Annotated in this window: 4 protein-coding genes; all 4 read left to right on the top strand. The window is 71.0% G+C overall.

The features are described from left to right. Nucleotides 1–141: 141 nt before the first annotated feature. The 4 genes from GPA27_RS27910 to GPA27_RS27925 are packed head-to-tail and all read left to right on the top strand — an operon-like array spanning nt 142 to nt 3,970. Entirely contained in the window at nt 142–888 is a 747-nt protein-coding gene (locus GPA27_RS27910) for an SCO family protein (RefSeq protein WP_246261532.1), read from the top strand. A gap of 4 nt (nt 889–892) precedes the next feature. Further along, a complete protein-coding gene (locus GPA27_RS27915) occupies nt 893–1,627 on the top strand; it encodes an SCO family protein (RefSeq protein ID WP_169143667.1) in 735 nt (244 codons plus the stop codon). Between the two features lie 5 nt (nt 1,628–1,632). Continuing rightward, nucleotides 1,633–3,219 (top strand): ABC transporter substrate-binding protein, encoded by a 1,587-nt coding sequence (locus GPA27_RS27920; RefSeq protein WP_246261533.1) that lies wholly within the window; start codon nt 1,633–1,635, stop codon nt 3,217–3,219. A 31-nt stretch (nt 3,220–3,250) separates the two neighbouring features. Continuing rightward, nucleotides 3,251–3,970, top strand: a complete 720-nt coding sequence (locus tag GPA27_RS27925) for a SurA N-terminal domain-containing protein (RefSeq protein WP_169143668.1) — start codon at nt 3,251–3,253, stop codon at nt 3,968–3,970. The last annotated feature ends 42 nt before the right edge of the window (nt 3,971–4,012 follow it).

Raw genomic sequence — 4,012 nt, forward strand, 5'->3', positions numbered from 1 at the left:
GGGTGGGGATGGGTTTCGGCATTCGCGGCAGGACCGCCGGAAACCCATCCCCCTCCTGACCTCCCCCTTGAAGGGGGAGGGACCCAGTGCCCGAACGGTGTCAGGTTGCAGAGGCAATCAGGATCAAGTGTGGAGGTTGCGATGAAGAAGGGAGCAAGGAACATGAAGCGCGATCGCAGGACCCGCATCATGCGCGCCAGCCTGATCGCGCTGGCGGTGACGGTGGCCGCGAGCATCATCGTGCCGGGCCTGGCGCGGGCGCATTCCGAACACGCGATGAAGCCGCCGGCGACGCAGCTCGCCGCGGCCGATGCCCACGCCCGTCATGCGGGGCACGCGAATCATGCGAATCACGCCAGCCACGCCAACGACGACGTGAAGCTGCCCGAGGACGTCGTGGTGCGTTTCCCCGACGTGAAGCTGCTCGACCAGAACAGCCGCGAACGCAGCCTCAAGGCCGACGTGATCGGCGACCGCATCGTCGTGATGGACTTCGTCTACACGAGCTGCACGACGGTGTGCCCGGTGGTCTCCGCGATCATGGGCGAAGTGCAGCAGATGCTCGGCGGGCGGGTGGGGCGCGAGGTCGCGCTGGTCTCGCTCACCGTCGATCCGGTCCGCGACACCCCCACCCGCCTGCGCGACTACGCGCGTTCCCGCGGGGCGGGTGCGGGGTGGTCGTGGCTCACCGGCAGCACCACGGCGGTCAACGACACGCTCAAGGGCATGGGCACGTGGACGCCGAACTTCGAGGACCACCCCGTCGTGATGATGGTCGGCGACGGCCGCAGCGGCAAATGGACGCGCTTCTACGGCTTCGCGGACCCCGCGATGCTGGTCGCGCAAGTCGAATCGCTCATCGCGGCGCGTGCCGCAACCCGGGAGTAAGCGCATGAACGCAGCACGCCGCACCGTCCTCCTTGCATCGCTCGCCGCCCTCGCGCAGGTCCTCACCCTCGCCGTCGCGCCGGGTGCCTTCGCGCATGGCAAGCAGCACACCGAAGGGCATGTCGACAAGCAAGCCGAGCATGGCGACAAGCATGGCGCCGCCCCGGCGGCCGCCTCCGCGCAACCGGCCGCGCAGGTCGTGACGCCCCCGGCCACCGGCGGCGGCACCCACGACGCGCGCGCCTACTTCACCGACACCGAGCTGGTCGACCAGAACGGGCGCAAGCTGCAGTTCTACAGCGACGTGCTGAAGGACCGCGTGGTGATGCTCAACGTGGTCTACACCAACTGCAAGGACGCCTGCCCGCTGATCACGCGCAAGCTCAAGGAGGTGCGCGACGCGCTGGGCGAGGAGGCCGCGCGCAAGGTGCATTTCATCTCGATCAGCAGCGATCCGCTGAACGACACGCCGGCTTCGCTGAAGGCCTTCGCGGCGAAGAACGAGGCCGACAACCCGAACTGGACCTTCCTCACCGGCGACAAGGCCAAGGTCGATTTCGTGCTGAGCCGCCTCGGCCAGCTCGGCAACAGCGCCGAGGAGCATTCCACGCTGCTGATCGCCGGCGACGTCGCGACCAAGCGCTGGAACAAGATCCGTCCCGACGCGCCGCCGCCGGCGATCGCCGAGCGCCTGAAGGTGCTCACCGAGCCGGTCGCCAAGGTGAGCGCGGGACGGTGATGATCATGGCAAGCCGCCGCCTCTCAAGGTGGTCGGGTGTGATGGCCGCGCTGATGTGCGTCGCGGGGCCTGTGGCCGCAATCGAGCTGACTGCTTCCGAACAGGCCGGAAAGCAGATCTTCCTCGAGGGCCGCAGCGCCTCCGGCAGCAGCATAGCGGCCCGCGTCGGTGGCGCGGACACGGCAATACCGGCAACGGTGGTGCCGTGTGCCAATTGCCACGGCGCTGATGGCCGCGGGCGGCGCGAGGGGGGCGTGCGCCCGCCCGACATCACCTGGCGGCGGCTTGCCCTCTCTTACGGCCAGCGTCTGGAAAACGGGCGCGAACGGCCGGCCTACGACGCCGCGAGCTTCGCGCGCGCCATCACCACCGGGGTCGATGCGGGCGGCAACCGGCTCGACCCCGCGATGCCGCGCTTCACGATGTCCGCGCGCGACGTCGAGGATCTGACGGCCTACCTGAAGCGCCTCGAAGACGACGGCGATCCGGGGCTGCAGGCGGACAGCGTGCGCGTCGGCACGCTGCAGCCGGCGACGGGGCCGCTGGCGGAGCTCGGCAAGAGCGTCACAGCGATCCTGCGGGGCACCTTCGATGCCGTGAATGCCGGCGGCGGCGTGCACGGCCGGCGCGTCGAGCTGGTGGTCGCCGATCCCGGCGTGGACGCGGCGGGTGCCGAGGCGGCGCTGCGCCGCCTGGTGGAGCAGGAGAAAGTGTTTGCCGTCGTCGCGCCGCTGGTGCCGGCGCTCGACGGGCGGCTCGGCGAGCTCGCCGACGCCGCGCGCATGCCCATGGTCGGTCCGCTCGCCCATCTCACCGGCAGCGGCGGCCGTTACGTGTTCGACCCCCTGCCCGGTCTTGGCGAGCAGCTCGGCGCGCTCGGCGAATATGCCGCCACGGCGCTCAAGCTGACGAATCCGCCCGCCGCGATCGTGCATCCGGACGAAGCCCGCAGTGGCGCCATCGCCAGCGCACTCGCCGAGCGCCTCGCGCGCCGCGGCTGGTCGCAGGTGCGCGCCTATGCCTACGTGCCCGGCGCGTTCGACGCGGCCGGCGTGGGTACGGCCGTGGCCGGGCAGGGGGCGAAGGCGGTGTTCTTCATCGGCCGCGACGCGGACTTCGGCGCGCTCGCCGCGCAGGCGCCGCTGCAGAAGTCGCCGCCGTGGATGTTCGCGGCCGCCAACCAGGTCGGCGCGTCCGCGCTGGAGCTTGCGCCGCCGCAGGCCGAGCGCGTGTTCATCGCCTATCCGACCCTGCCGCAGGACTGGAGCCCGCAGGGCGCGGGGGCGCTGCGCGCGGTGCGCGAACGCAGCGGCGCGGGCGATCGCCACCCCGCCTTCCAGGTCGGCGCCTATGCCGCTGCGCTGGTGATGGTGGAAGGCTTCAAGCGCGCCGGGCGCGACGCCAGCCGCGACAAGTTCGTCGCCGCGCTGGAAAACATGCACGGCTTCCAGACGGGCGTGACGCCCGCCATCGGTTTCGGCCCGGGGCAGCGCATCGGCGCACCCGGCGCCCACATTGTCGGCGTGGATGCGCAGAAGCGCGTCTTCCGCCCCACCGGCCGCTACGTGCGCCTCGACACGGTGCAGGAGTGAGGCGATGGGCTATCGTTAGGAGGAACAGGGTGTGAGGACAGACCAGGCACAAGGCAGGCGCGCCGCCACGGCGCAGGAGAGGAGAGGAGGGACCGCGCGCCACGTGCTGCGCGGTCTGCGGCTCGGGGCGGCGGCCCTGTGCCTGGTCTGCACCCTCGCGTTGCCGACGCCGGCCGCCGCGCAGGAGGTCGGCGTCGCCGCGCGTGTAAACGGCGCGGAGATCTCCGTATTCCGCCTCGAACGCCACTTCGAGGACTATCTCAAGCTGCAGGCGCGCAACGTCGCCGCGATCCGCAATCCCGAAGTGTTCAAGCGCCTGAAGCGCGAAGCGCTGGAGCAGCTGATCGACAAGGAGCTGCTGTGGCAGGAGTCGCAGCGGCGCGGCGTGAAGGTCGACGACGCCGCCGTGGAGCAGGCGCGCAAAGGCATCGAGGCGGGCTTCGCTACACGCGAAGCGTACGAGCGCCGCGTGCGCGACGCCGGCTTCAACGACGCCACCTACGCCGAATATCTGCGCCACGAGCTGGCAGCGAGCCGCGCCCTGCAGGAGCTCGCCGGCACACCCGAGGTCAGCGACGAGGACGTCAAGCGTACGCTGGCACAGGAGCCGGCACCCGAGGGCATGCCCGAGGCCGAGGCGAAGCGGCAGGTGCGCGAGTACCTCGTCGTGAGCCGGCGGGCCGAGGCCGGGCAGGGCGCGCTGCAGAAGCTGCGCAGCGCGGCGAAAGTGGATGTGATGCAGAAATTCTGAATGGGGCGCTTGCCCCAGGCTGGGGGGTGTGGCCCGGGGGGG

Source organism: Aromatoleum toluolicum, from assembly GCF_012911005.2.
In the GTDB taxonomy this organism is placed as follows: Bacteria; Pseudomonadota; Gammaproteobacteria; order Burkholderiales; family Rhodocyclaceae; genus Aromatoleum; species Aromatoleum toluolicum.